Annotated in this window: 25 protein-coding genes and 1 pseudogene; 9 read left to right on the top strand and 17 right to left on the bottom strand. The window is 56.5% G+C overall.

The window, feature by feature from the left end; all coding sequences use genetic code 11:
• Positions 1–12: 12 nt before the first annotated feature.
• The 15 genes from ACTTKG_RS01135 to ACTTKG_RS01065 all read right to left on the bottom strand — a co-directional run bounded on the left by ACTTKG_RS01135 (position 13) and on the right by ACTTKG_RS01065 (position 10404).
• Positions 13–540, bottom strand: coding sequence for a flagellar protein FlaG (locus tag ACTTKG_RS01135; RefSeq protein ID WP_442672422.1), 528 nt, complete (start codon positions 538–540; stop codon positions 13–15).
• A 123-nt stretch (positions 541–663) separates the two neighbouring features.
• Entirely contained in the window at positions 664–891 is a 228-nt protein-coding gene (gene csrA, locus ACTTKG_RS01130; protein ID WP_442672421.1) for a carbon storage regulator CsrA, read from the bottom strand.
• A complete protein-coding gene (gene fliW, locus ACTTKG_RS01125; protein WP_442672420.1) occupies positions 892–1368 on the bottom strand; it encodes a flagellar assembly protein FliW in 477 nt (158 codons plus the stop codon). It lies immediately after the preceding gene.
• An 11-nt stretch (positions 1369–1379) separates the two neighbouring features.
• Positions 1380–1970 carry a DUF6470 family protein gene (locus tag ACTTKG_RS01120; RefSeq protein ID WP_442672419.1) on the bottom strand — a complete coding sequence of 197 codons (591 nt, stop codon included), beginning with the start codon at positions 1968–1970 and terminating at the stop codon, positions 1380–1382.
• A gap of 16 nt (positions 1971–1986) precedes the next feature.
• The gene (gene flgL, locus ACTTKG_RS01115; protein WP_442672418.1) at positions 1987–3330 is read right to left on the bottom strand and encodes a flagellar hook-associated protein FlgL; all 1344 of its coding nucleotides are present in this window, start codon (positions 3328–3330) and stop codon (positions 1987–1989) included.
• Positions 3331–3341: 11 nt separating this feature from the next.
• Complete coding sequence (gene flgK / locus ACTTKG_RS01110) at positions 3342–5087, bottom strand: flagellar hook-associated protein FlgK (protein ID WP_442672417.1); 1746 nt, start codon at positions 5085–5087, stop codon at positions 3342–3344.
• 66 nt (positions 5088–5153) lie between these two features.
• Positions 5154–5633, bottom strand: coding sequence for a flagellar protein FlgN (locus ACTTKG_RS01105; protein WP_442672416.1), 480 nt, complete (start codon positions 5631–5633; stop codon positions 5154–5156).
• Positions 5634–5636: 3 nt separating this feature from the next.
• On the bottom strand, positions 5637–6122 hold the full coding sequence (locus tag ACTTKG_RS01100) for a flagellar protein FlgN (RefSeq protein ID WP_442672415.1): 486 nt from the start codon (positions 6120–6122) through the stop codon (positions 5637–5639).
• Between the two features lie 39 nt (positions 6123–6161).
• A complete protein-coding gene (locus ACTTKG_RS01095) occupies positions 6162–6455 on the bottom strand; it encodes a flagellar biosynthesis anti-sigma factor FlgM (protein WP_442672414.1) in 294 nt (97 codons plus the stop codon).
• A 201-nt stretch (positions 6456–6656) separates the two neighbouring features.
• Complete coding sequence (locus tag ACTTKG_RS01090; protein ID WP_442672413.1) at positions 6657–6995, bottom strand: flagellar protein; 339 nt, start codon at positions 6993–6995, stop codon at positions 6657–6659.
• Between the two features lie 210 nt (positions 6996–7205).
• On the bottom strand, positions 7206–7565 hold the full coding sequence (locus tag ACTTKG_RS01085) for an arsenate reductase family protein (protein WP_442672412.1): 360 nt from the start codon (positions 7563–7565) through the stop codon (positions 7206–7208).
• A 46-nt stretch (positions 7566–7611) separates the two neighbouring features.
• Positions 7612–8037, bottom strand: a complete 426-nt coding sequence (locus tag ACTTKG_RS01080; RefSeq protein WP_442672431.1) for a rhodanese-like domain-containing protein — start codon at positions 8035–8037, stop codon at positions 7612–7614.
• Between the two features lie 115 nt (positions 8038–8152).
• Entirely contained in the window at positions 8153–9262 is a 1110-nt protein-coding gene (mqnE, locus tag ACTTKG_RS01075; protein WP_442672411.1) for an aminofutalosine synthase MqnE, read from the bottom strand.
• 19 nt (positions 9263–9281) lie between these two features.
• The gene (locus tag ACTTKG_RS01070; protein WP_442672410.1) at positions 9282–9797 is read right to left on the bottom strand and encodes an ECF transporter S component; all 516 of its coding nucleotides are present in this window, start codon (positions 9795–9797) and stop codon (positions 9282–9284) included.
• Positions 9798–9840: 43 nt separating this feature from the next.
• Positions 9841–10404, bottom strand: coding sequence for a beta-class carbonic anhydrase (locus ACTTKG_RS01065; protein ID WP_442672409.1), 564 nt, complete (start codon positions 10402–10404; stop codon positions 9841–9843).
• 182 nt (positions 10405–10586) lie between these two features.
• Here ACTTKG_RS01065 and trxA point away from each other — a divergent pair, with 182 nt between their 5' ends.
• Complete coding sequence (gene trxA, locus ACTTKG_RS01060) at positions 10587–10895, top strand: thioredoxin (RefSeq protein ID WP_442672408.1); 309 nt, start codon at positions 10587–10589, stop codon at positions 10893–10895.
• Positions 10896–11005: 110 nt separating this feature from the next.
• Here the strand turns inward: trxA and ACTTKG_RS01055 are convergent, their stop codons facing one another.
• On the bottom strand, positions 11006–11878 hold the full coding sequence (locus ACTTKG_RS01055; RefSeq protein ID WP_442672407.1) for an NAD(P)/FAD-dependent oxidoreductase: 873 nt from the start codon (positions 11876–11878) through the stop codon (positions 11006–11008).
• Positions 11879–12125: 247 nt separating this feature from the next.
• On the opposite strand from ACTTKG_RS01055, the gene ACTTKG_RS01050 reads away from it, so the two are divergent.
• The 3 genes from ACTTKG_RS01050 to ACTTKG_RS01040 all read left to right on the top strand — a co-directional run bounded on the left by ACTTKG_RS01050 (position 12126) and on the right by ACTTKG_RS01040 (position 14710).
• Positions 12126–12476: a heat-shock protein Hsp90 gene (locus ACTTKG_RS01050; protein WP_442672406.1), complete on the top strand. Its 351-nt coding sequence runs from the start codon at positions 12126–12128 to the stop codon at positions 12474–12476.
• A 147-nt stretch (positions 12477–12623) separates the two neighbouring features.
• Entirely contained in the window at positions 12624–13487 is an 864-nt protein-coding gene (locus ACTTKG_RS01045) for a PD-(D/E)XK nuclease family transposase (RefSeq protein WP_442672405.1), read from the top strand.
• Between the two features lie 26 nt (positions 13488–13513).
• A complete protein-coding gene (locus ACTTKG_RS01040; RefSeq protein WP_442672404.1) occupies positions 13514–14710 on the top strand; it encodes a glycoside hydrolase family 3 protein in 1197 nt (398 codons plus the stop codon).
• Positions 14711–15200: 490 nt separating this feature from the next.
• Here ACTTKG_RS01040 and ACTTKG_RS01035 read toward each other — a convergent pair.
• A pseudogene (locus tag ACTTKG_RS01035) lies at positions 15201–15939 on the bottom strand (LUD domain-containing protein).
• A 71-nt stretch (positions 15940–16010) separates the two neighbouring features.
• Here ACTTKG_RS01035 and hisC point away from each other — a divergent pair.
• The 5 genes from hisC to ACTTKG_RS01010 all read left to right on the top strand — a co-directional run.
• Positions 16011–17069: a histidinol-phosphate transaminase gene (hisC, locus tag ACTTKG_RS01030; protein ID WP_442672403.1), complete on the top strand. Its 1059-nt coding sequence runs from the start codon at positions 16011–16013 to the stop codon at positions 17067–17069.
• A 61-nt stretch (positions 17070–17130) separates the two neighbouring features.
• Entirely contained in the window at positions 17131–18111 is a 981-nt protein-coding gene (locus ACTTKG_RS01025; RefSeq protein WP_442672402.1) for a polysaccharide deacetylase family protein, read from the top strand.
• Positions 18105–19292: a serine hydrolase gene (locus ACTTKG_RS01020; RefSeq protein ID WP_442672401.1), complete on the top strand. Its 1188-nt coding sequence runs from the start codon at positions 18105–18107 to the stop codon at positions 19290–19292. Before ACTTKG_RS01025 ends, ACTTKG_RS01020 begins: the two co-directional genes overlap by 7 nt.
• A gap of 108 nt (positions 19293–19400) precedes the next feature.
• On the top strand, positions 19401–19805 hold the full coding sequence (locus ACTTKG_RS01015) for an Asp23/Gls24 family envelope stress response protein (RefSeq protein WP_442672400.1): 405 nt from the start codon (positions 19401–19403) through the stop codon (positions 19803–19805).
• Between the two features lie 89 nt (positions 19806–19894).
• A partial coding sequence (locus ACTTKG_RS01010; RefSeq protein ID WP_442672399.1) for a DUF4234 domain-containing protein occupies positions 19895–20354 on the top strand: 460 nt, incomplete at its 3' end.

Raw genomic sequence — 20354 nt, 5'->3', positions numbered from 1 at the left:
GCTGCTTCCTCCTTACGCCGGCTGATCCAGGAACGTGCCGATCCATTCGCGCGTCTTTTCCATGCCTTTGATCATGTACTCGGGCGGCATCTCTTTGATGAGTTTGCCCGTTTTCTTCTCAAGCATACGCACGCTCATGACGTCAACTTCCTTGTGGTACTCAAAAGCGAGGTTGCAGTTCATACGGCTCATGATGCGGTTGATCTCCTTCATGAGGTACGTCATCTGTGACTCGTCGAGCGGCTTGTCCTTGCCGAGCTTTTTCTTCTGCTCTTCTTCCGTCGCTTCCGTCTTTGCCTTCGCCGCTTCGCTGATCTCTCGCGCTTGGAGCTGCGTGTCCAAGCGTGCGTCCACTACGGCGGCTGGTGAATCCGCAAAGGCGGCGTTGCCTGCCTGCAGACTGCCCGCCGCGCTCGCCGCCTGTCGCCCTGCACTGTCTGCAGGCGCGGCAGGCGCCTGCGCCGAGCCGCTTCCCACGGCAAGATCGGTCATCTGCATAACAGCAGCGGCGCCGAGTGCGTCCTGAATCTTGCTTATCATGTTTTCTCCCTCCATAGATAAAAATATATGCAATCCCTTGTTTGCCGGGCGCTTCCTGCGCCGGACAATGCAGAAGCTTCCTGCTCCTGCAAGGAACGGCTTCTATGCTTACGCCGCAGCTGACTATCCGTCCGTCTGCGGCAGCGCCCCTCTGAGGTCGATCGCCACGGGCGCCGCCGCCCGCTTGTTTTCGTCCTGTATGGCGCGGTATATCTCGCCGCGATAGATCTTCACCTCGCGCGGCGCTTCAATGGCGATGCGGACATTATCTCCTTGCACCTCCACGACATGAACGACAATGTCGTCGCCAATCATAATCTGCTGGCGCGGTTTGCGCGTCAATACCAACATTCACTTCGCCTCCCGCTCGCTTTTTTCTTTGCCTTCCGCTCCCGATTTCTTCGGGAAAAGCTTGTGCTTCGTCCGATAGGCGCTCTTATCGAGGACGACTTGCCGTCCTTCGTTCGTGCGGCTGTTGATGACGATCGGCGCGAGAAGGTTGGCGGTCATCTCATGAATGTCATTGCCCGGGATCGTCAGCAGCGTGTAGAGCAGAAGATCCTCTTGATTTTCAAGAGCAAGACTCTCCAAGACGTCATCTTCCAGGCGAAATTCATAGTCGGGGAAGAAAATGAAGGGAATCACCATCAAAAAAGCGAGATCCGGCGTCGCTGCCGACTGCAGAAAGACGTAGGGACTTTCTTCGTCGTATGGAATGATGATAAAATCGTGCTCGTCTTCGAAAGCGGGAAGTCCGGCAGAAAAATGAATAATCTTGCTTTCGTCCTCCTCGATTTCTCCAAAACGTGTCGTAGTGATCTTTCTCATGCTTTTCTCCCCTATGCGTATATATCGTAATGCCCAATGGAAGTCCACATGTGAATGGAGCCTTCCACCTTCATATTGTAGTCGATGCTGCCCGGCTCGTAGGCGATGTCAGCAAACGGCTCCGAGCGTATGTCTATGCTGTGCTCTCCCACATCAGGCGTGCCCTTCAGCTCCGCCGGGTGCACGGTGATCTTCGGACGCGGGATGGGCTTTAGCTCTATTTCCTTGCGCTCGCTGATTTCCGCTTCGATCTTATGCTTCGCCTGCTTCTGGAAAAAATTCGCATTCGGCTTTGCCGCACCGTCAATGATCTGCCACGCCTCGCTTGAGCGGCGGCTCGTACCCTGCTTCACGCCCGACAGCCCTGCATTCTTGAAATCCGCGCAGAGATCGGCGTCCTTCCGAAAGCCGTAAGCCTTGCGGCTCTCGTAGCTGTCGATGTCGATGCGCACCTGCGTCGTGCCGAGATCTGCACTCGCTTCGCGTCGCCGCCCATGCATCTTTGTCGGCGTCATGCTCGTCTTGAACTTGAAGGAACGCGCCTGCCAGCCGAGCATCGGCAGCGTATGCCGCACGTTGAGATACATCATGTTGGAAAGCATGGCGCGCCTCCCCTCCTTACCTCAAGTAGTCGGTCAGCGTCGGCGGCAGGATGCGCGAACCGACGGAAAGCGACATGTTGTAAATCGCCGAAGCCTGCATCATCTGGACGGCAAGTTTCGCGACGTCCGTGCTGTTCGTATCGGAGATGTCCTGCTTGATGGCGGTAGCATAGTCGCCAAGGATCTCCGACATCCCCTTGTAGACGTTGTGACGCGCTGCGATATGATCCTGCGATATGACGACGTTGTTGTGAGACTCATCGGCAAGCGTCACGCCGTCGGAGATCAGCCAGTTGACATCGGACGAATTCACCTTCTCCGCGACGGTCAGCATGTCGTTGAGCGCCGCCGTGCCCGAGTACGTGTTGCCCGAGTTCTCGTCGTCGAAGATATCCTCGCCGAAAATTTCTTTCGCCGTCGCATTTACGGTATCTGCCGTCGGCTCGACGGCGCCGTTCTTCTTGACCATAGAGATCTGCTTGAAGTCGCCCTGATACTTGACGATCTGCTGCTCGATGGTCTTGAGTGTGAACTTCACGGGCTTGCCGTTGACGGTGTGGTTAAATTTCCAATCAACGCCCGCGTGCGCCCCTGCCTGAGGATTTGTCGATGCATCCTTGATTTGTCCCGTATTGAGGAAGTTCTCCGAAACATTGAACGGGTGGCTGGGAAGCCTGCCTACACTATCCGTTGCCGGATTCACCGTCGTCTGTCCTGCCGCAACTTTCTTCTTGTAGCCGTCCTTCATGAAGTCGTACGAGTAGATGTAGCCTGACTTCGTATCGAGATAGTATTCGTTGCCGTCGCTGCCTTGGAGTGTGAGCATCTGCTTCATGCGGCCCGACACGTTCGTATCCTTGAAGAATTTCGACTGCTGATCGTCGAGCGTCTTGGGAATGCCGCGCGCGACTTTCTTTTCCGAGAGAAGGAACGGCTGTGTGAGATCGGACTGTCCGGAGAAAATATAGCGGTCGCCCTGCTGTGAGTTGCCGAGGGAGACGATCTCATGCAGCTTCGCCGTCATCTCCTTGGCAATCGCCGCCATGTCCGTTTGCTGATGCGGCGACTGCGCCGCCTGGATCGTCTTTTCCTTCAGCGTCTTGAAGATGTCCGCCATGCCTGACACAGCGCCGTCCGTACGCTGCATCCATGACTTTCCTGCCTCGACGTTCTTCTGATACTGCTCGTTCTCGTTCTGCTCCGTGCTGTAGCGCAGCCAGTTGGAGTAGCGCACAGGGTCGTCCGACGGGCGATGCAGCGACTGTCCGTCCGACTGCTCCATGAGCTTTGCCTGCTCTTCTGCGGCGTCGTTCAGCTGCTTTTGATAGCGCGAAACCATGTGCAGACTGCCAATTCTCATTTACTTCACCATTACCTTCCCACCAATCCCGTGTTGTTCACGAGACGGTCGAGCATTTCATCCATCGTCGTCAGGCAGCGTGCACTCGCACTGTATCCCTGCTGAAATTTGATCATGTTGGAAAGTTCTTCGTTCCAGTTGACGCCGGAAACCGACGTGCGCCACGCTTCGATCTGCGTCATGACGTTTTCTTGGAACTTGACTTTCGTATCCATCGCGTTCGCATCAATGCCGAGCGCGCTTGTCACCGATTTGTAATAGTTGTTGAGGGAGCCTGTGCCGATGGGGCGGTTTTCCGTCGGACTGCCCGCTGTCGGGTTCTTGTAGATCGAAAGCCCGGTATCTTTCTGCTCCATATTGAAGATGTTCGTCAGATGGACGGCGTTGCTGCCGTCCGCCGTGCCGTTCATATCGCTCGTCTTATGGACGACGGTGCCCGTGCCTGTGATCTGCGGTGGGATGGTCGCGTTGCTGTAGCTGAAGTTCTGCACATAAGAGTTCTTCTCGTCGCTGTTGTCGCCGAAGCCGCGCGCCGCAACCTTGAGTTCGCCGTTCTGCGCCGTAAGTTCGGCGCTGACTTTCATCGCTTTGATGATCTCAAGCCCCTGCAGTTCCTGCGTGTCGCCCGCCGCCGTCGAAAGCGTCGTCGTGTGCGTCGTCACAGGCGGCGAACCCGCTGTCGTCGACGTCTTGTTCGTCACCTTCGCTGCGAGGAGCGACTGGCGTTCCTTATCCCAGACATAGTATCTGTCATTTCTGCCGAAGAAGTTGAGGTTCGACGTCTTGTCCTTGTCGATGCCCGCGCCCGCGCGATGCTGGTCGTTGAACTGCGTCATGAATGTCGCTGCGATATTCGCAAGCTTATCCATGTAGCCTTTATTTTCCTTGATGGAGTCAACGGCGGCCTGCAGCTTGCCGTTGCCCGGCATAAAGAGCGTGTTCGTCTCCTTGAACGTCAGCGAGTAATCATTGACGCCGTAGCGCTTATTTTCAACGGGACCATCCATCTTGAGTTCAAGACGCGAAATGCCGTTGACGATCGACGCGCCGCCCGAAACGATCTGGTACATGCCGTTGTCCATCTCGTAGACATGCAGGCTCATGTAACCCGACAGCTTGTCCACGAGGAGATCACGCTTGTCGCGGAGATCGTTCGCCATAGCGCCGTTCGCCTCGGCAAGCGCGATATTCTTGTTGAGTTCGACAATCTGCTGCGTGATTTCGTTAACGTCTTTGACATTCGTATCCATCTCACGATAGACGAGGTCGATCTGTTTCTGCACATTCTGCGCGGCTTCTTCCAGCCGATCGGCAAACTGCTTGCCCGCCTCGATGACGGACACGCGCTTCGCCGGATCGCTTGCGTAGACGCTCAAGTCGTTCCATGCGCTGTAGAACTTGTGCAGTTCATTTTGCAGCCCCTTGTTCTTGGAGTCGTCGAATACCGTCTCGATCTTGTCATAGTTCTTCTGACGGAACTTCGCATAAGACTCCGTCGCCTCTTCCTGCCAATACTGCTTATCCGCGAAAAAATCGCGGGCTCTCGTCAGCGACTCCGAATCGACGCCGGTGCCGACGAAAAGTCCGCCAAACATGCCGCGCTGTTCAAGCGGGCGCGTAGCTGCGGGATTCACGCGCTGACGCGAGTAGCCCTTCGTATTCGCGTTCGTGATGTTGTGCCCCACGGTATCGAGGGACAGCTGATTTTGATAGATGCCGCGAACCATCGTATTCAGTCCGGAAAATGTCGATCGCATTCTTTCACCCTTTTCCCTTTAGAAGCGTTGTTTCCCTGCGGTTATACGCTTCTTTCATGTAATCCGTCAGACGCTCGCATCGAACATCTTCGTGTCCGCATTCGTCTGCGCCTTGTCCTTCTCCTGCTCTTTTACGGGCTTGTCATACGTCACATCCGCAGGCGTTCCAGCCATCACATTGATGCTGAAAAGGATGTACTGCATGTGGCGGTCGAGAAGTTCACCGTTCATGGCGACGGCTTCCCGCACCTCACTCATAAGCGCACCCGCCTCCTGCAAAAGCCGCCGGGCAGCTACGCGCTCCTCGGACGGCGTCGTGCGCGAAAGCAGTTCGGAGAGGTCGCGCGTCGCCGTCCCCTTGAGAAGAAGCGCCTGCCGCTTCTCGATATGCCGCAGTTCGATGAGCAATACTTCCATCGCCTTCGTCTCTCGGCTCATCAAACCGCCGGAGCCGCTGCAGAGCCCTTGCCGCTGCTGTTCCACCGCCTGAAGCAGGCGGCGGCAGATGTCGATCTGCTGCTTGAGCAGCTTGATGATCTCACCCATGATCTACGCCTTGAAATCAAAGCGCCGCTCGCGCGTCACGCTTTCTTCGCCGCCCGCACCGTAAGACGTCCCCGCCGTCGCAGAGCCGATGCGGTTCAAATTCGCCGTCACCGCAGCGAGTGCGCTTTCGGCGAGCAGCGTGTTGTTCTCGCCGGTCAGCCGAACTTCCCGCATACGGCGGTCAAGTTCCTCGTGCAGCGCCGCAAGCTCCTGCGCCAGACGCGCATCCGGACAGCGCAGCGTGAGATCGCGCAGCTTCATCGTCGGCTCTATGCCTGACTCTTTCTCCGCAAGGGATTGGAGCGCTGCTTGACGCCGCTTCTCCAGCTGTTCAACACGAGCCGCCAGCTTTTCCTCTTCCTTTACGACGCGTTCGATTTCCTTGAGGTTCATCGTGGCGAGCGCCTTGTGCTTCTCCTCGCTCGTCTTCAAAAGCTCCTCGTAGCACGAAGAGAGTGCGCCCATGACTTCTTTCATTTCACGCCACATATCCGTCCCCCTCACCGCGACGTTATGAATCCGTCTGCATCAAACGCGCTGGTCAAGCATCTTCGCGGCTATATCCTGCGCCGCAACATGATAATTGCCCGCAGCGATCTGCTGCGTGTAAAAATCCACTCTATCCTCACGAACCTTATCATTATCCGCCTTCAAGCGGTTGAGGATTTCGCCGAAGGTTCTGCCTTCCTCGGAAAGCACGACGGCGTCCCTGCGCGGGGCTTCCGCCTGACGCTTCCCCTGCGCCTGTACGGCAGCGAACGCATCACTTGCTGCATACGTGTTGTAGAGCGCCTGTATACGGCCTTGCAGCTGTATGGACATCGCACCTCACCACCTTTCTTTTTTAAGCCAAGAGCAGAGCCTCCACGCTCTTGCTCCCGTCTTTCATGTGTAGTATCGAAAAAAATTTCTCTCAGCTTAAGTTTCGATCCATGAGAAGTTTCTGCGAAAAAGGCGACACTCCTAGTCTCGCGCCCCCTGTCCATTCGACAAGGACGCATCGACGGGCAGGAAGCGCAGGCGTCAAATGCGTTCCGCGCCCGCCTTGAAGTCGCGCATACAGCCCGCGCAGTAACGCCCGCGCGTAATCAGCATACCGCAGCTCTCACACGGGTAGCTGACCTCAACATCGGTCTGCAGGAAACGCGACTCGTGAATCATCCGCAGGATCACCTGCGGATCCGCTCCCGTTCCTTCCACGATCTTGTCAAGCGTCGTCGCATCCTTATGCGTGTTCACGTAGCGGATGATGCGCTCTTCCTCTTCGCGCTGCTTTTCAAAACAATCTACGCACAGTTTCTGTTTCGGCTGCGCGATAAACAATTTGCCGCACGACGGGCAGTTTTTCAAGTTTCCGTTCATTCCGTCCCTCTCCCTGTAAATTTCTTCAAGACAAGTGAAACTGTCTGACTTTCAATGTATCTATCGTCGCGAATGCCGCCGTTCCTAAGAGTTTTTCAGGGATTTTTCTAAAATTCCCATAAACAAAAGATATGAAGCGGATTCATCCCCTGCCAAGGAAAGTAACAAGGCTGTGCCGGGGCAAAAACCCCATGCACAGCCTCATAAAGATTACCCGAACCGCTCCTGCCACTCCTGCTCCTTGAAGCCGACGAGGACGAAATCCCCAGCGACGAGGATGGGACGCCTGACGAGCATACCGTCGGAAGCAAGCAGTGCGAACTGCTCATCTTCTCCCATCGCAGGCAGCTTGTCCTTGAGATGCAGCTCTTTGTACTTCAAACCGCTCGTGTTGAAGAACCGTTTCAGCGGCAAACCGCTTCGCTCATGCCAGACACGCAGCTCGGCAGCGGTCGGCTTCTCTTCCTTGACGTCGCGCTCCTCGACCGCAGCGCCGCGCTCTTCAAGCCAGCGGCGCGCCTTTTGACATGTCGTGCAGCGCGGATACCATACGAAAAGTTTCTTCTCCAAGTACAACTCTCCCCTCTTGCCAGAAGCCGTCCGGCAAAAGCGCAGCTCACTTCACCACGTCGCCGCGCCAATCCATGATGCCGCCGAAGTCAACGATGTTCGTATAGCCCATAGCTGCGAGCTTCGCCGCCGCATCTTGGCTGCGCCTGCCGCTGCGGCAGTAGACGAAAATGCGCTGCTCCTTGTCCGAAAGAATCGTCGGCGGTTCCTTCCCGATCGTTTCATTCGGCAGATTGACAGCGTTCGGAATATGCCCATCGGCATATTCTTTCGGCGTGCGCACATCGAGAAGGATGTACCCCTCTTCCTCCGCCAGCATCTTCTGCGCCTCTGCCGCCGAAACCTGCACAAATTTCCTATCCTGTTTCATCTCCGCCGCACTTCCTTTCCCTCCGTCCGCCGCCGAACCTGCGCCGCAGCCCAGCGAAAGAAGCGTCAAGACCACGGTTGTCAAAAGCATAAGTTTTTTCATCATATCGACCCCCTGTAAATTCATTCTTTTTTCATTGACATTTTGCTATACGGAAGGCAAAGCCGCCACGCCTGTCAAAGAACGGATGGTTCATCATGCCGCAAATGCGCCCGCCTCATTCGTACACATGCAAAATATTGAAGTTGCAGTCACATGCCGCAGGGATGCGGCCCGCTTCCTTGACGATGCGGATGATGCGGTCCTCCGTCAGCGCGCGCGGACTCTTCGCGCCGGCATCGTGCAGGATCGTCTCCTTGTGCACCGTGCCGTCGATGTCGTTCGCGCCGAAGCCGAGCGCGACCTGAGCGACGGGGACGGTCAGCATGACCCAGTACGCCTTGATGTTCGTGAAGTTGTCGAGCATGAGGCGCGAGATCGCCATCGTCCTGAGGTCGTCCCACATCGAGGTCTGAGAGATGCCGCTTTCAGCGGCAAGCGCCGTGTTCTTCGGCAGGAACGGGAAGCAGATGAAGGTCTGGAAGCCGCCCGTCTCGTCCTGCAGCGAGCGCAGAGCGAGCAGATGATCGACGCGCTCAGAAAGCGTCTCGATATGACCGTAGAGCATCGAGGCATTCGACTTGACGCCGAGTTCATGCGCCGTGCGGGCGGCGTCGAGCCACTCCTTCGCCGTCGCCTTGTTCGGACACAGGGCTTCGCGGATGCGGTCGGAGAGGATCTCCGCGCCGCCGCCCGCAATCGCCGAAAGCCCCGCCGCCTTGAGATTTTCCAGCACCTCGCGCACGGAAAGCCCCGAGATCTTGGAAAAATGTGTGATCTCGACGCCCGTAAAGCCCTTGAGGTAGAGCTTGGGGAATCTTTCGTGCAGCGCACGAAGCCGCGCGAGGTAGTCGTCAAACGTCCACGCAGGATGCAGTCCCGAGACGACGTGCAGTCCGGCAAGGTGCGGATCCTTCATCGCGTCCTCGACGACGGCGACGGCGTCCTCTTCGGTCATCTCATAGGCGCCCTTGTCCTCGGCATCGCGCCCGAAAGCGCAGAACTTGCAGTGTGCCCGGCATATATTCGTGAGATTCACATGACAGTTCACGTTGTAATAGACAATGTCACCGCACTTTTCGCGCCGCACATGGTCAGCGAGCGCACCGAGCCAGGCGATGTCCTTACAGTCGAAGAGGCGAATGCCGTCCTCTCGCGTCAGCCGCTCTTTCGCCAGCACCTTTTCTTCAATATCTTCGTATCCCTTGGGAGCGAGCAAATCCTTCACTTCTTTCCTTCGCAAAAACTCAATCGGCGCGCGGAAGCCGCCCGCGCAAAAACGGCAGAGCGACAAGCGCCAAGAAGCTGTTGATGACGCCCTCCACGAAAAGCCCGGGGAAGGAACCGAGCGCCGCCGCAAAACTGTCGTAAAGGACGGCGCCTGCGAGCGTGTAGGCGACTGCCATCCAAAGGCTTGAAAGCGTGAGCGCCACGCCGATGCGCCCGATGAGGCTTGCCGCGTCCGCCATGCGACAGACGATCTCCGCCATGACGAACTTGATGATGAGCGTCGGCACGATCCAAAGCGCAAAACCGCTCATAAAATCAGCGAGCGCCGAGCCGAAGCACGCAGCAAAGAGCGCCGAACGCCGCGGCGCAAAAAGCGCAAAGAGGAAAATGGCGGCGTCGCCCAAGTGCGCGTAGCCGAGCGGTATCGGAATATGCGGCACGAAAGTGGCGAGAAAGACGATCGCCGTCATCAGTGCAGTCAAGACGAGGTCTTTTACGGAAAAATCACGTTTTCTTCTTCGATTGAAAGTCATAGCATCTCCTTTTTATCCATAGGGGCACAGCACGCGCAGTCTTTTATGTATCGCCGCTCTCGATCAGGTCGATCTTACCCGTTCTCGGATGCAGCATGAGACCATGTATCTTGAGATCTTTCGGCAGGAGCGGATTTTTACGCAGCTTTTCGACGACTTCCCTGACGTTTTCTGCGGGATGGCTGAAGCTGTCCGCCCAATGCACCAGCTCCTCGCGCAGCGGCGCAATCGCCGCATCATCGACGCCGCGCGCGTGCATGGCGTCGATGAGACTCTTCGCCGTCGTCTTTGCCATGCCGCATTCATCGTGTCCGACGACGAAGATCTCCTCGATGCCAAGTTCGTATGTCGCGACCATAAGACTGCGCACAACGCCGTCGAAGGGACCGACGAGCGTGTTTCCCACCGTCTTGACGAACTTTGCATCACCGCGCTTTAAACCCAAAGCAGGCTCCAAAAGCTCCACGAGCCGCGTGTCCATGCAGGTGAACACGGCGATCTTCTTCTTCGGCAGCTTGCTCTCGTGCGCATCTTCCGCCGTATAATCGACCGGCGGGTTCTTGCAGTACGCCGCATTCGCCCGCAGCATTTCTTCCAATCGCGTCATAAGTTTTCCACCTCGTCAAGAATTATTTTTCGTTCATCATTGTAGTAGAAAAAGCGCGATATTGCAAGAGATTTGGCAGCAAGCGAAAGAAACATCCACTTTGCCGTACTTTTTCCGCAGGCGCGAATATGCTATAATGCTGATGAATGCAAAGAATCATAAAAAGATTGTGAGGGAATACTATGACTCCGATAGAGATTACAAAGGAAAACTTCCAGCATGAAGTTACAGACGCCAAGGGCGCAGTGCTGCTCGACTTCTGGGCGCCTTGGTGCGGTCCCTGCCGTATGCTCACGCCCGTCATCGACGAGGTGGCTAGAGCGCGTCCCGACCTCAAGGTCGGCAAGGTCAACATTGACGAGCAGCCCGAACTTGCCGTCCAATTCGGCGTGCAGTCGATCCCGACGCTCATCGCATTCAAAGACGGTGTGAAAACGAAGGAATCCGTCGGCTTCGTACCGCGCGAGATGGTCGAAAGCCTGCTCGACTAAACGCACATCAAAAGAGCCGCCCACGGCTTCAAAACCGTGGCGGCTCTTTTCTTTGACGAAGAAAGACGACAGACCATGCACCGCCCTTACAAAAAACGCCGCGCACTCCATCAAGCCTTTTTGCCGCGCAGGAATTTCAGCGCCGAAAGCCCTGCGACCGCGCCCTCATGCACCGCTTTCGCCACCTGCAAAAGCCCACCCGTTGCATCGCCTGCAGCAAAGACGCCGGGTACATTTGTCGCCATCGTCTCATCCACTTTCAGATACACGCCGTCAAGCAGGATGCCGAGCTTCTTGGCGATCGCCGTGCTGCCCGCCGTACCAACGGCGACAAATACGCCGCTGACAGGAAGCTCCCTGCCATCTGCAAAGACGACGCGTTCGACCCTGCCCTCGCCCTCGACAGCGGCGATCCTTTCCCCATGAACGAGAACCCCCGCCGGAAGTCGCGCCGGCACAGCTTCGCCGTTCGTCAGAAGATGCACTTTCGCCGCATGAGGCAGGAGCGCCGCAGCTTCTGCAAGCGCATAATCGCCCGCGCCAAGGACAGCGGCTTCCTTCCCGCGATAAAAGAATGCGTCGCAGATCGCACAGTAGCTCACGCCGTGCCCCTCCAACTCCTTGACGCCTGCAAGCGGCGGTGCAAGGCGCGAAGCGCCCATAGCGAGCACGACCGCATCCGCCTCGATCACAGCATCCGGCGTCTCGGCGATAAAGCCGTCCATCGTATCTTTGAAGCGCAGACCGACAAGCTCGCCTTGGATGAAATCCACTCCAAGCCGCTTCGCTCCTTCGACGCCCTGCGCGGCAAGTTCTTTGCCCGTCAGCGGCTCGCCAAATCCATAGTAGTTTTCGATGCGCTCCGCCTTTTCGAGCGCACCGACGCCGTTCGCGACGACCGTAACCGCCGCACCGCCGCGCTTCGCGTAAACAGCCGCCGAAACGCCTGCCGGCCCCTGTCCAATGACAAGAATACGCTTCATCGGTAAACCTCCCTTTCCTGCCAAGAAGCATCGTCAAGCGATGTTTCTTGCCCTGCTACCCTACATAGTACGCAACTTTTTGCCGCCTTGTCAATAACCCCTTGCAATTCTGTCTCGTTTCTTCTATAATCGTAATGTGCATCATTACATTTGCTGCGCCTATAAGAAATACAGCGACGGCAAAAAGCTCTGACAGATTCCTGTACGAGAGATTTGCTGCAAATTCATTCAGGAAGGATGATTTTTCATGGACAAACAGACCATCATCGAAAAAGTCAAAGAGATCGTCAACGCCCCGAGCTGCTACGAAGGACTTCGAAAGCTCAGCGAAGACTGGCTCGCCGCCGTCGGCACGGACGCAGAAAAGAAGCTGTCCGAAAAGCTCATCGCCGCTCTCAAAGAAGATGTTGCCAGCATCGACACCTCACTCGCCTTCTTCCATTCTGACAAGGCAAGAAGCTTCTTCGGCGCGGAAGAAGCGGCAAACCTCGCAAAGAAAGCCGAAGCGTTCAAAGCCGCCGGCAACAAGATCTGCTTCTGCCCCGCCTGCCAGGCAGGCGAAGCCGTGCTCGAAAACGCGAGCGTGCTGCTCAAGTAAGGCGCAAAATCGAACAGACTGCCAAAGCCGGATGCAGAAAAATCTGCGTCTGGCTTTTCCTGCATAAAGAAGTGCGAATCCTTGCCAATGGGACGGATTTTTTATAGAATATAAAGCAAGAGAAGTTTCGTTTCAAAGGAGCGGCACATGACGATTTTCGACACGCCGGAACGGCAAAAAATCTATCGTGACATCATCAAGAAGCTGCGTTTGATTGACGATGCTTTTTTCAACAGCTGTTTCGACGGCGACATCGCCTGCATGGAACTTTTGCTGCAAATCATCTTCGGCAATCCGCAACTGCGCGTCAAAGAAGTATTGACACAAAGCTCTGTCCCAAACCTCTTCGGACGCGGTGTGCGCTTCGATGCAATTGCCACTGACGGCGAACGCATCTTTGATGTCGAAGTGCAGCGCGATGACGATGGCGCCGATCCCAGGCGAGCGCGCTACAACAGTTGCATGATGGACGCACGCGAGCTCGACAAAGGAAAAGACTTCAGCGAGCTGCCCGAAACCTACGTCATCTTCATTACGGAACACGATGTATGGAAAGGCACTCGACCACTATACCATGTACAGAAGTCCTTTGCAGAAACAGGAGTCGCCTTCGACGACGGCGCACATATTATCTATGTCAATGCCGCATATCAAGACGACACGCCGCTCGGTCGCCTTATGCATGATTTCTTCTGTGAAAGCCCCGACGACATGCATTACAGCGTCTTAGCAAATCGAGCGAGATTTTTCAAAGAAAACGAAAGGGGAGCCTCCACCATGTGCAAATTGATTGAAGACCTCGTCAAAAGTGACCTAGAACACATTCTCAAAGCCGAAGTAGCCGAAGGTGAAGCTCGCGGCGAAGCTCGCGGCAAAGCACATGGCGAAGAAAGCGCCTTTCTCAGCAGCATCCGCAATCTGATGAAGAATGCGGGGGTATCGGCAGAGAAAGCTATGGATCTGCTCGGTATTGACGTCATGGCTCGCAACAAGTATATGTCGCTGCTGTGAAACGCACTCCCAGCCAGGAACCAGTCATGATGAAAAATCGCGCGAACTGCAACGCATCTCTCATTCCTCTGCTCCTCTGCCTGACCATCTTCTGTGCCAGCCTGCTCTTCGCAGGCTGCCTTGCGCGCTCCGACGATGCCGCCTCGAAAGATGCCGCTGCGAGTCGTACGCAAAAAAGCCTCTCGCCCGATGAAAAAGCTGCCGCCATCGTGCAAAAGATGAGCGACGCCGAGAAGGTCGGGCAGCTCCTCATGATCGGCATACAGGGTACAGAACTCAATGATGACAGCCGCTTCATGCTGTCGGAGTACCACATCGGCGGCGTCATCCTCTTCGACCGCAATATGAAGAGTCAAGAGCAGGTGCGCGCGCTGAACGATTCCCTGCAGAAAAATGCCGCAGATGCAGGACTGCCGCTTTTTCTTGCCATCGACGAGGAAGGCGGCGCCGTCGCACGCATGAAGGAAGCGTTCCCGCCGCCGCCCGCCGCCGCAGAAATCGGCCGCACGGGCGACCCCCAAGCGGCATACCGCTATGCCGCCGACACGGCGCACGGACTCAAAGCGATGGGCTTCAACCTGAACTTCGCTCCCGTCGCCGACCTCGGTGCGGCAGACGGCCGCTCCTATGCCGACGACGCCGCCACCGTGACAAGGTTCGTCGCCGACGCCCTCGGAGGTCACGCCGACGTCGGGCTTCTCGCGACGATCAAGCATTTCCCCGGTCTCGGACGCGGCGAAAGCGATACGCACGAGGACACGGTCGCCGTGCACGCCGACCGCGCCACCCTCGAAGCGAGCGACCTCGTGCCGTTTCGCGAGATGATCGCCAAGAGGAACGCCGCAAAGAATGCGAAAGGGGCGAGCGGCTGGTTCGTCATGTCGACGCATACGATGTACCCGGCGCTCGACGCCGAGCATCCCGCGAGCCTTTCTCCTGCCATCCTGCAAAAACTTCTCCGCGAAGAGCTCTCCTACGACGGCGTCATCGTGACCGACGACCTTGAGATGGGCGCGATCTCACGCCACTACGGCTTCGACCGCGCGGGCGTCGAGGCGATCCTGGCAGGAGCAGACCTCGTGCTCGTCTGCCACGACTACGCGCACGAAACCGCCGTCTACAACGGCATCCTCAAAGCCGTGAAGAGCGGCGAGATCTCCAAAGACCGTCTCGACGCTTCCGTCCGGCGCATCGTCAAGGCAAAGATCGAATATCTCGAATAGCTGCTTACAATCATAGCCGAGAAGATTGACAGCAACGTACAAAAAATCTATAATTACAAAAGAAGAGTGACTGGCGGGTGGTAGCGTCGGTTTCTCCTTCGGAAATTTTTAGTTTCATTGGAAAGAGGAGCCGCCGCAACCGCAGAGCGGTTCTTTTTTCTACTTAGAATTTAAGTAGATGAAAAGTGATGTCTACTGCAAGCGCAAGCGCTGCAATGAGAAGTGAGAGCTTTTCATAAAGCGTCACACACATCACCTCCTCGCATGGAGGAGAACCGACTGAAGCCAGTCACTACGGCGATTATAACATAGGAATTGCAGCAAGGAAAGCGCCAGCCTCTACTATAACGAAAACCAGGTTCTGAGAATCTTATCGCAACCATTTTGAAGGCCAGCCGTCATGGCAAGCTGATATAGCAAGCAGCCTCCTGTTTCGCCAAGCGAAGTGCAGGAGGCTGTTTGCGTTCATGCAGCGCCTTCGTAACTCTATCTACAGCCCCAAACACTCCTCAATCAAAACCAGTTCCATCGGTCGATAGCTCATCTTCTTGTAGTGGATCGTCAGTGCGTTGCAGATGCGCTCGGGGCTGCTACAGTCGTAGCACCTGTCGCCCTTTGCGGCGCACGGCGTGCGCTTTTTCTTTCTCGCTGCATTTTGCGGCGCGGCGATGGCGTGGATGCGCTAGATCGCCGCCTCCACATCCTTGACGAGCTTGTTCACGCCGCAGACGAAATACGTCTTCTCATGACCAAAGAGTGAACCTGCGATGCGGTTTCCCGCACCGTCCATATTGACAATCTGCCCCGCCTCCGTGATGGCGTTCGCCGACAATACGAAGACGTCAGTCAGCAGCGCCTCCCTGCCTGCCGCAAGGAAAGCCTTCAAACCGCCGATGTGACCGCTCCTCGCAGGATCTATGACCTCGTTTTTCACGCTGAGCTTCTCGTAGAGCCGGAGCGCCCGCAGCGTCTCCGAATCGCCAAAGCCCACGCGCTTTCCTGCGATCTCCCGCGCGAGATAGTCCGCCGCCTCTTCCTTCCTCTGAAACAGCGATACGTCGTAGCGATTGCGGCGAAACGCTTCAAGCGTGCGCTCGATGCGCTCTGCTTCACGCACTTTTCCATCTTCCGTCATGACCTTCTCTCCTTCCGTCAAACCCGTGGAAAATCCTAAAGAAATTTTCGGCAAAAGCCGCCGCTTTCCTGCCGCCCCCTTGCCCTTCGAGCAAAAAGGACGTAGAATAAGAAGTATACATTCTTTAAGAAAACGCTTATAACATAACGAAAACGAGGGAAAGCCATGAGCCTGTACGATAACATCCGCCGCGTCACCCCCTACATCCCCGGCGAACAGCCTGCGGGCAAAGTCGTCAAACTGAACACGAACGAATGCCCCTACGCGCCCTCGCCGCGCGTCGCCGAAGCCATCGCCGCCTGCGACGCCGACCGCCTGCGTCTCTACCCCGAGCCGGACTGTCTGAGCTTGAAGAAAGTGATCGCCGCACATTACGAAGTCAAGCCGAGCGAAGTGTTCATCGGCGTCGGCTCCGACGATGTGCTTGCACTCGCCTTCCTCACGTTCTTCGCAGGGCAAAAGCCTGTGCTATTCCCAGACGTCACCTACTCCTTCTACGACGTCTGGGCGAAGCTTTACGCGATCCCCTATGAAACCGTGCCGCTCGCCGCAGACTTCACGCTTCGTCCCGAAGACTACGCGCACACCAACGGCGGCATCATCTTCGCGAATCCCAACGCGCCGACGGGTCTCGCGCTCCCCCTGACAGGCGTCGAAGAAATCCTTGCGAAAAATCCCGAATCCGTCGTCATCGTTGACGAAGCCTACGTCGATTTCGGCGCAGAAACGGCGCTCCCGCTGCTCCAAGACTACGAGAACCTTGTCGTCGTGCGCACGATGTCGAAATCACGCGCACTCGCCGGTATGCGTATCGGCTACGCCTTCGCATCAACGCGGCTTATCCGAGCTATGGAAGACGTCAAAGCCTCGATCAACTCCTACACGATGACGACGCTCTCCCTCGCCGCAGGAAAAGCCGCCATCGAGGACGAAGCCTACTTCCGAGAAACGCTCGCCAAAATCATCAAGACACGCGAAGAAACGAAAGCGGCGCTTCAAAAGCTCGGCTTTTTCGTCACCGAATCAAAAACGAACTTCCTCTTCGCGCGAAAGCCCGACATTTCGGCGCAAAATCTCTTCGAAGGACTGCGCGAGCGCGGCGTCTATGTGCGCTACTTCAAGAAGCCGCGCATCGACGAACACCTGCGCATCACCATCGGCACGGACGAAGAAATGACGCGTCTGCTTGAAGAACTCAAATGCCTTTGCATAAAGCTACGCTAGGACGGCAGATCTGCATTTATCCATGCTTCCCTGCTGAACATACGGAAAGGATGATTTCGTCTTGCAAAACAACACAGAAAACACCAGCGGCAAGAACTTCCTGCAAAACCGCCACACGAAAATATTCCTGCTCATCGCCTGCCTGATGCTCGTCTGTATCGCCGGCTGGCGCATCGCATGGAGCCAGCTTCAAACAGACGACTTCGCCGAGCCGCAAACAGCGCAGACGGCGGCGGGGCGCGGCGCCGAAACCGCACCGCCCCCCGCCGCAAAAAAGACGCCGCCGAGCGGCAACTATATCGTCGTCGCCGATGACTTCAGCAACTTGCAGATCACAGATGCACAGACGCCCGTTTACGACATCTACACGCTCGCCGAACGCCGCGAGAAGGGACTTCCCACCGAGATGCCCGATCTCATCCCCTACACGATGCCAAACATCGCCTATCTGACTTTTGATGACGGACCCGATGCGAAAAACACGCCCCGCATCCTTGACATCTTGAAGGAACGCGGCATCCATGCCACATTTTACGTCGTCGGCAATATGGCAGAAGCGCACCCCGACGTCCTCAAGCGCATCTTCGCCGAAGGTCATGCCATCGGCAACCACAGCTACAGCCACAACTACAGCATCCTCTACCCGAACAAGGAAAACTTCCTCGAAGAAATCATCCACACCGATGAAATCATTTACAACATCCTTGGCGTGCGCCCGCTCATCGTGCGTGCGCCGGGCGGCGCCGCGAGCATGTTTTCCTCGGGTTACGACGCCATGCTCAAGGAAAACGGCTATGTGAACCATGACTGGAACGTCAGCAACGAAGATGCGACAGGCAACAACGTCAGCGTACAGAAGCTTCTCGGCTCCGTCAGCTACACCTGCGCCAACCGTCCCAAAGACCGCGGCGCCATCGTCCTCATGCACGGCAAGGAAGGCAAAGAAACAACGGTCGAAGCGCTGCCCGCCATCATCGACATGCTCCAAGGCGCGGGCTTCACCTTCGGCGTCATAACGCCGAGGACGGCGCAGCCATGGTAAAGCCCCCTTCCATCAACGCCCCTACAAAAAAAGAACGCAGGGAACTGCAGAGAACGCTTGCGCGCCACCGCGCGGACATAGAGACGCAAAAAAAGCGCAGCTTCCCTTGGCTGAAAAAAGCCGTGACCGCCACCGCGCTTCTCGCCACGGCGCAGACGATCCTTTGTCTCGGAATCGCCGAGTATCTATGGCAAAAGCAAAATCCGAACAAGACATCCCCCATCCGCATCGCATTCCAAGAAAGCAGTTCAGCCGCACAAAAAGGACTTTGGGAGCATTGGAAGGATCTCACGAGCGCCGTGCGTGCCAAACAGGCAGGGGGCGAGGTCGAGGCCGCCGCGCGAGGAGCGCAAAAAGAACATGGCTCCGCCGCAAAAGAATCGCCCCGCACACCGAAAATCGCCGAACGAGGAAGCGACCAAGAAACACTTCGCGCCGACTTTTCTGCCATTCTCGCGCAAAAAGCGCCCGACTGCGCGATCTTCCTCCTGCGCCCGCGCGAAGAACAAGAACCGCTGCTTTATCAGTCCCGCGCCATGCAGCCCGCGAGCATGATCAAGCTCTTCATTCTCGCCTTCGCCATGCAGCAGGCGAAAGACGGCGCCCTCTCACTTGCCGAACCGCTCTACATCACCGAAGAAAACATCGTCGGCGGCGCAGGCAGACTCACTTGGTACGACCGCGACAAGCAGCTCACGATAGAGCAGCTCTTAGAGCGCATGATCACGGACAGCGACAACACGGCGACCAACATCCTCATAGACCGCCTCGGCATGGCAAACATCGACCGTTACATTCGCGAACAAGGCTATAGCGACACCCACCTGCAGCACAAGATGATGCTCACGAATCAAGGGCTGCCAAACCTATCGAGCGTCAAGGACATCGGCACGCTTCTTTCGCGCATCTATCGCGGCGAATGCGTCGACTATGCGCATGACGAAAAGATGCTGCAAATCCTCGCACGCCAAAAAGACAAAGACTGTCTGCCATCGGCGCTCCCCGCTTTCCTCGTCGCCAACAAGACGGGCGAAATCACCGGCGTCTACGCCGACGGCGGCATCGCCTGGAGCGATGCGGGCGACCTGATCCTCGTCGTCATGGACGGGAACTGCCGCGACCGCCAAGAAACGATCGCGCTCTTTGCGCAAATTGTTCAAAGAGCCGCCGCTTCGCTCTGACGCATACTTGCAAACCGATGTTATTGCCACCTGCTTCATTTTCTGCTATACTAAAACGGCAGAAATGTTAGAGGATGCTTTGCAGCAGCAAGCAAGGAGGTTTTTTCCATGGCAGAAGATACGGCTCCGCTCGTAACGAGCAACGAAGGACTTGGTTCAATTCGCGTCGCCGATGAGGTCGTCAGCGTCATCGCAGGACTCGCGGCGATGGACGTCGACGGCGTCGCCGGCATGAGCGGCGGTCTCATCGGAGGCATCGCCGACATGCTCGGCCGCAAGAATTTCTCGAAAGGCGTCAAAGTCGAAGTCGGCGAGCAAGAAGCCGCCGTCGATCTCTCCATCGTCGTGACCTACGGCGTCGACATTCGCCACGTCGCGACCGACGTACAGAAGAACGTGCGCCGCGCCATCGAGTCCATGACGGGACTCAAGGTCGTCGAGACGAACGTCCATGTGCAGGGCGTCGTCTTCCCCGAAGAGGAAAAGGAAGAGCCTGCCGCACGCGTGCGCTGAGGAAAAAGCTCCATGAGGCAGACGCCCCGTGGAGCTTCTCTCGTAAAGAGTGATTTGAGAAACTTCTAATATTCAACAAGGAGGCTTTCATGCAGATACAGAAGCGCGACATCGCTCTCTCCATCATCCTGACCGTCGTCACCTGCGGCATCTACGGACTCTATTGGATGTACAAACTGACGGACGAGATCCATGCGCTCTCGGGAAAGCCGCGTACCGTAGACGGCGGCACCGCCGTACTCTATACGATCCTCACCTGCTCTCTTTACTTCTACTACTGGCTCTACAAGATCGGCGGCGAGCTCGTCGAACTGCGCCGCGAAAACGGCTTGCCACCCGACTCCGTGAGCAACAAGACGTATATGATCGTCACCATTATCATGACAGTCATCTACATCGTTTTCACGATGTTCGACTACACCTTCCAATTCATACTCAGCGCCGCTGCAGAAGCCGCGCCTGCGCATCACGATTCCACCGATGACGCCATGGCTATTGGCATAATCATCCTCATGTTCCTCATCGGGCTCCTCGTCACCGCCATCGTTC

Source organism: Selenomonas sp. (assembly GCF_052169755.1).
Lineage (GTDB): Bacteria > Bacillota > Negativicutes > Selenomonadales > Selenomonadaceae > Selenomonas.
Note: the sequence above shows the minus strand (reverse complement) of the source record. Positions and strands in the feature narration are given on the sequence as shown.